This window comes from Bacillus haikouensis (assembly GCF_013179555.1).
GTDB classification, from domain to species: Bacteria; Bacillota; Bacilli; order Bacillales; family Bacillaceae_B; genus Rossellomorea; species Rossellomorea haikouensis_A.
Genome location: NZ_JABMCR010000205.1, coordinates 1,660 through 7,479 on the forward strand (window position 1 = coordinate 1,660; position 5,820 = coordinate 7,479).

General features: G+C 43.2%; 6 protein-coding genes and 6 tRNA genes. 1 reads left to right on the plus strand and 11 read right to left on the minus strand.

Going from position 1 to position 5,820, the window contains the following annotated elements; translation table 11 throughout:
- The 4 genes from HP456_RS17030 to sigW all read right to left on the minus strand — a co-directional run.
- Window positions 1-670 (minus strand): CdaR family protein (locus tag HP456_RS17030; protein ID WP_246289183.1); only part of this gene is annotated, 670 nt, incomplete at its 3' end.
- Window positions 663-1,499, minus strand: coding sequence for a diadenylate cyclase CdaA (gene cdaA / locus HP456_RS17035; RefSeq protein ID WP_172253299.1), 837 nt, complete (start codon window positions 1,497-1,499; stop codon window positions 663-665). The genes HP456_RS17030 and cdaA, both read right to left, overlap by 8 nt.
- A gap of 237 nt (window positions 1,500-1,736) precedes the next feature.
- Entirely contained in the window at window positions 1,737-2,348 is a 612-nt protein-coding gene (locus HP456_RS17040; RefSeq protein ID WP_172253307.1) for an anti-sigma factor family protein, read from the minus strand.
- Between the two features lie 36 nt (window positions 2,349-2,384).
- On the minus strand, window positions 2,385-2,948 hold the full coding sequence (sigW, locus tag HP456_RS17045; RefSeq protein WP_172253301.1) for an RNA polymerase sigma factor SigW: 564 nt from the start codon (window positions 2,946-2,948) through the stop codon (window positions 2,385-2,387).
- A 327-nt stretch (window positions 2,949-3,275) separates the two neighbouring features.
- Between sigW and HP456_RS17050 the strand changes: the two genes are divergently transcribed.
- Window positions 3,276-3,440, plus strand: coding sequence for an aspartyl-phosphate phosphatase Spo0E family protein (locus HP456_RS17050; protein WP_172253303.1), 165 nt, complete (start codon window positions 3,276-3,278; stop codon window positions 3,438-3,440).
- Window positions 3,441-3,577: 137 nt separating this feature from the next.
- Here the strand turns inward: HP456_RS17050 and rocF are convergent, their stop codons facing one another.
- From rocF to HP456_RS17085, 7 genes are all read right to left on the minus strand, one after another.
- The gene (gene rocF / locus HP456_RS17055; protein ID WP_172253305.1) at window positions 3,578-4,480 is read right to left on the minus strand and encodes an arginase; all 903 of its coding nucleotides are present in this window, start codon (window positions 4,478-4,480) and stop codon (window positions 3,578-3,580) included.
- A gap of 595 nt (window positions 4,481-5,075) precedes the next feature.
- Window positions 5,076-5,151 (minus strand) — tRNA-Ala (locus HP456_RS17060).
- 52 nt (window positions 5,152-5,203) lie between these two features.
- A tRNA-Lys gene (locus HP456_RS17065) sits at window positions 5,204-5,276 on the minus strand.
- Window positions 5,277-5,281: 5 nt separating this feature from the next.
- Window positions 5,282-5,356, minus strand: a tRNA-Gln gene (locus HP456_RS17070).
- Window positions 5,357-5,415: 59 nt separating this feature from the next.
- A tRNA-Tyr gene (locus tag HP456_RS17075) sits at window positions 5,416-5,499 on the minus strand.
- A gap of 14 nt (window positions 5,500-5,513) precedes the next feature.
- Window positions 5,514-5,589, minus strand: a tRNA-Thr gene (locus HP456_RS17080).
- Window positions 5,590-5,700: 111 nt separating this feature from the next.
- Window positions 5,701-5,776: transfer RNA gene (locus HP456_RS17085), tRNA-Val, on the minus strand.
- Between the last annotated feature and the right edge of the window lie 44 nt (window positions 5,777-5,820).

Sequence of the window (5,820 nt, forward strand, 5' to 3'; positions counted from 1 at the left end):
CAGTGACATCGACAAGTTCAGGCTCGATTTGAACATTCAATTTGTTGTAGTCACGATCTAACACTTGAACTTTTGCTTCCCTTGTGACATTTTCACTTATTTCACCCTCGATATCCAGGGTTGCTTTTACATATGCAATCTGTTCAATCTGGTCCTTTGCCCCGGTAACTTTGACCGTCTTAGGATCAACGGATAATCCTTCCGCTTCAAATCCATTGGATAAAAGCCCGCTATTGAATTCGGGTTCCACCGTGAATTCTTCTGTGACTTTCTCCTGTACGGCCACATTGACAAACTCCGGATTCATCTTCACTGTCAACTTATCCGAGATATTATCTATTTCAATCGGGATGCGATGTTCCCCGATCCCAATATCGTTAAGATCGACATACACTTGAAAATCCCTGAGGATCTTTGCCTGCTGAACGATGGACTTGGGACCATCCACTGTCACATTCACCGTTTCCGGAAGTCCTGTGACGACCAGGTTTTCTGAATCATAAAAAACTTCGAGCGGAACATTCTGTATGGTGTCAAAGGACGTTTGTGAATTGCCATTATTGGTGGCTGTCTTCTGGATATCATCAAAATTCACTGATAAATAAAGGATGAATGCCAGGAATAATCCAACCACTCGCATAAACCACCGGGATTCCATGAATTTATCCATTTTCTTTCTTCCCCCTCCAGCTCCATTTTGATGAGGAAGCACTTGTCTTTTCACCTATAAGCTCCACCGTAAGAATTTCCTTGAAGCGCTCTAAAGACAGGTCACGATGAAGCTCCCCGTTCTTCGTGATGGAGATTGCTCCCGTTTCTTCTGACACGACAACTGTTATGCTATCCGTCACTTCACTTACCCCAAGGGCAGCTCTGTGTCTTGTTCCTAGCTCTTTCGAAATAAATGGACTTTCAGAAAGAGGCAGGTAACAGGCAGCTGCAGCGATTTGCCGTTTCTGGATGATCACCGCTCCATCATGAAGCGGAGTGTTCGGGATGAAAATATTGATGAGCAATTGAGATGTGATCTTGGCATCAATCGCGATACCTGTTTCTATGTAGTCACTCATCCCGGTCTCTCTTTCAATCGACAGGAGAGCACCAATCCGGCGTTTGGCCATATAACTGACCGCCTTCGTCATCGACTCGATCATTTGCTCTTGTTCCTCTTCCTCCTGCATACCTGTTCTTGAGAATAAATGTCCCCTTCCCAGCTGCTCCAGGGCACGGCGCAGTTCAGGCTGGAAGATAATGATGATCGCGAGGAACCCCCAGGTGAGGGCCTGCTCCATCATCCACCCAAGCGTATCCAATCCGAAGATACTGCTCAGCCCTCTAACAATGATGATGACAAAAATACCTTTTAATAATTGAACTGCCTTGGTGCCTTTTATGAGCATGATTAATTTATAAATAACAAACCATACCACAAGAATGTCTACGATATCCGAGACATAATCCAGGGCAGAGTATTCTGAAAATAAATCGATAAACGGCATATTACATCCTCCAATAGCTTAATCGAAAGCGTAAGCCGCCATGTGGCTTCTTTTTTCGTAACCTGTATATTATAGCACATTGTCACACGATCACAGGAAAGAACCCCATGGCTCTCTATATAAATAATTACCAATAAAACACGTATTCTTCATTTAAAGTATTCCGCAAAAAAACTGACATGAAACATGTCAGTCTTCAGGGACGAACATGTTTCGTTTCATCCCTTTTATCATATCCTACTTTTCATCAAGTTGCGAATTTCCCCATTCAACCAAATCTTTAGCCCCGCTTTTGATCTGGTACCATAGCCATTCAAATGCCGCATCGATTTCTTTGATTTCCCCGGTTACAGTCCCTGCAGAAGCAAGGTATTGATTTCCATTGATTACAGTGACGTCCCCTGTGACCTTACCTTCTATCTTCACATCGCCATTACGTACCGTCAGATCTCCCTTCACCACTTTCCCTTCAGGCACAACAACTGTGTGATCCTCTATAACCAGGTCTTCATTCTTGGTAAAAGAAAAATCCTGATGGTCATTCCAGTTGGCAAACACGCTTCCAGTCATAAAAAATATGAATAGCGCCGCTGCCGTCAGAAGCGGGTGGTGACGAAGCCATCTCTGCATGCCTACCTTCTTCTTTTCTTTCGGTAATCTGTCCATGACCCTATTTGTAAAATCATCCGGCGCGCTGATGTGTGAAGTGCTCTGGACAAACGCGATCGCTTTCTTCAACTCATGAAAGTGATGCTGGCAAACCTCACATTGCTGCAGATGATTCTTTAACTTCTTTTCATTGTCACTAGTTATGTCTCCGTCTAAATAGTCGTGCATATAGTCGATCATTTCTTCAGGACAAGTTTTCACTTCTACTCACCCTCTCTATAAAGATTTTAATTGTTTACGAAGAGCTTCCCGCCCTCTATGTACCCTGGTTTTAACAGTACCTAAAGGCATATCAAGTATTTCACTGATTTCCTGAAGCGGCAATTCCTCGATATATTTTAATACGATAACCGATCGATATTTCTCCGGCAGCTTGGAAATCTCCTTCTGTATCGTTTCCTGGAGTTCCATGTTCTCCACTTCATCCTCGGGCATCTGTACATCAGCTGCAACTTGTGAATACATCGTCAGTCCATCTGTACCTGCCACCTCAGCATCCAAATAATAATCCGGTTTCTTCTTACGGATCCGGTCGATACAAAGATTGGTCGCGATCCGAAACAGCCATGTCGAGAACTTTCTCTTCTGATTAAAGGTTTCGATGTTTACATAAGCCCTGATGAAGGCCTCCTGGGCAATATCTTCTGCTTCATGCCGATTCCCGAGCATCCGGTAACATATTTGAAACACTTTATCCTTATAAAGCTCGACCAATTCGGCAAAGGCACTTTGATCGCCTTTTAACACTTGTTTTATACGTTTTTTCACTAATGCTTCCATTTCTGCTATACCCCCGCTCTATGCGGCTATATTTATATACGTTTCACCCTCTGGAAAGGTTTCATTTTTTTCTAAGTTCTTTTGCATATTTTTTATTTTACACTCAACCGGTACTTATTTTTTTCGATTGTTTGTTCCGATATTCGTTCAGGTCTTGGATCGAAAAGAGGACGTGCAGGAACTCAATTCAATCTTCTTAAACAACATACGATCGGAAACAACTTTTTTCATAATATAATCCTAACAAATTTTCGCCTAAAAATGTTTACAAATTATTGAAAAGGGGTATAAAAGGACTATTATTTATTTGTACAGGAGGATTCACCCATGAGTGCAAGGGTTAGAAACGAATTGTTGTTTCAAATTGAAGACTGCCGACGTCAAATGGTAGAGCTTGCAACAGAAACATCATACGCTGATGAGAAAGTCGTACATTTGAGCACCAGACTGGACAATCTTTTAAATCAATACCAACTAATCAAACAAAATTAAAAATGATAGAAAAAGGCTGAAAACCTGTTGGGGGTTTTCAGCCTTTTTTGTTGGTTTGGTCGGGATGTTCGAATCATTCTGATTGGAATGACTTGCTGCCTCATATCGTCCGGCAGACAGCTGACCGTTCGGCCCTGTTATAATAATTTTTCTCCGAAAAGGGATCCCATGAGGGCAACGGCTACGGTTGCCGTTTTATTCTTCTCATCAAGGATCGGATTGACTTCCACAAATTCCGCAGATGTAATGATCCTCGCTTCCTCAAGCATTTCCATAGCTAAATGACTTTCACGATAGCTTATTCCTCCAAGAACCGGAGTACCGACTCCAGGAGCATCACTCGGATCCAACCCGTCAAGGTCAAGGGATAGATGAACACCATCCGTTTTATCCTTCAAGTACCCAATCGCTTCCTCCATTACCTTCGTCATTCCCATGCGGTCGATTTCATGCATGGTATAGACCTTGATGCCTCTTTCCTTGATCAGCTCTCTTTCCCCTTCATCCAATGAACGGGCACCGATGATCACGATATTTTCAGGTTTGATTTTCGGTGTATTGCCTCCAATGCTTGTCAGGTCTTCATGACCGATACCCAAGCTTACCGCAAGCGGCATGCCATGTATGTTTCCTGATGGCGATGTCTCACCAGTATTTAAATCTCCATGTGCATCATACCAGATGACCCCAAGATTTTCATATTGTTTGGAAACACCAGCCAATGTACCGATGGCAATACTATGATCCCCTCCGAAAATCAGCGGGAAATCACCGCTTGATATCACTTCATTCACAGTAGATGCCAGCTTCCCGCTTGCTTCAGCAACCGCTTTCAAATTTCTTAAATTAGTATCCGGATTATTATGTACACGTTCCGGCTGTCCGATTTCAATATCTCCAAGGTCATTGATTTCATACCCAAGGTTTTCAAGACGCTCAACTACTCCTGCATAACGTATGGCACTTGGTCCCATATCGACCCCGCGTCTCATTTGTCCTAAATCCATAGGTACCCCAATAATTGAAATGTTTTTGTTCATGATTATTCCTCCTATCCCAGTTGTCTCACTCTATTGTAGCCTTTTAGTGAGCAATGACTCAACTGGACAGGATTGTGTATATATATGCGGTTGCAAATGGGTTTAGCCGGGATGTGGTGTAACATTATGAGGCGATATTGGGCTGCTGTATTCAATAGCGGGTTGTTATGTATGGTAAAACCGGGTGGTCGATGAGGAAGGGAAGACCTTTCGACTTTGATGGAGTATGGGGATGGGAGGTATGTGGGTAGGCGGCGGAGCAGATATTAAATAGAGATGTTTCGACAAGCGGCTCAATTATTCCATAAACCGGCATAATTTCTCGTCAACCCTCTCTTGAAAACCTTGTTATCCCCTGTATTACTGTCGAAAAATAACAGGATATGACAATGTTACGGCCATTATCATTCGCAGCCGAACAGAAATAGTTGAATATTCACCTATTACTGACTCGACTTACAGCAGCAATTGAATTTTATAAATAAATTATTATTCCAGCAGCCTTACTCCTGAAAAATTTGGCTGTCCTACAACACAAACAAATAAAAAAAACCTCAATTCTTAATAAGAATTGAGATTCTTCATGTCGTATGTATGGTGGAGCCTAGCGGGATCGAACCGCTGACCTCCTGCGTGCAAAGCAGGCGCTCTCCCAGCTGAGCTAAGGCCCCGTAAAAATATAAGAAATTCTCACATCCATGGGTAGGATGTGAGAAAGAGTGATGAGCCATGAAGGACTCGAACCTTCGACCCTCTGATTAAAAGTCAGATGCTCTACCAACTGAGCTAATGGCTCATAAATGGCTGGGCTAGCTGGATTCGAACCAACGCATGTCGCAGTCAAAGTGCGATGCCTTACCGCTTGGCTATAGCCCAATATGATGACATAAAAAAGGGACATTACTAATATGTCCATTTCATACTGAAATATACAATGGTGGAGGGGGGCAGATTCGAACTGCCGAACCCGAAGGAGCGGATTTACAGTCCGCCGCGTTTAGCCACTTCGCTACCCCTCCACAATGAAAGAAAATGGTGCCGGCAAGAGGACTTGAACCCCCAACCTACTGATTACAAGTCAGTTGCTCTACCAGTTGAGCTACACCGGCATCTTAAGTTGTTAAGCTTGACTTGTCTTCATGGCGACCGTCAGTTATCAAAAGTATCATTTCTAACGAGAAAGATATTAAGGAAAGATATTTTGCTTACGCAAAAATCTATGGTGGAGGATGACGGGATCGAACCGCCGACCCTCTGCTTGTAAGGCAGATGCTCTCCCAGCTGAGCTAATCCTCCGGTATGTAAGTGCAAGTGATTTTCGCATCAGCGAAAAAGGTGGT

Coding starts and splice junctions, on each gene's coding strand:
- cdaA (WP_172253299.1), bottom strand. CDS start 1,499: ATGCCGTTTATCGATTTATTTTCAGAATACTCTGCCCTGGATTATGTC.
- HP456_RS17050 (WP_172253303.1), top strand. CDS start 3,276: ATGAGTGCAAGGGTTAGAAACGAATTGTTGTTTCAAATTGAAGACTGC.
- rocF (WP_172253305.1), bottom strand. CDS start 4,480: ATGAACAAAAACATTTCAATTATTGGGGTACCTATGGATTTAGGACAA.
- sigW (WP_172253301.1), bottom strand. CDS start 2,948: ATGGAAGCATTAGTGAAAAAACGTATAAAACAAGTGTTAAAAGGCGAT.
- HP456_RS17040 (WP_172253307.1), bottom strand. CDS start 2,348: ATGATCGACTATATGCACGACTATTTAGACGGAGACATAACTAGTGAC.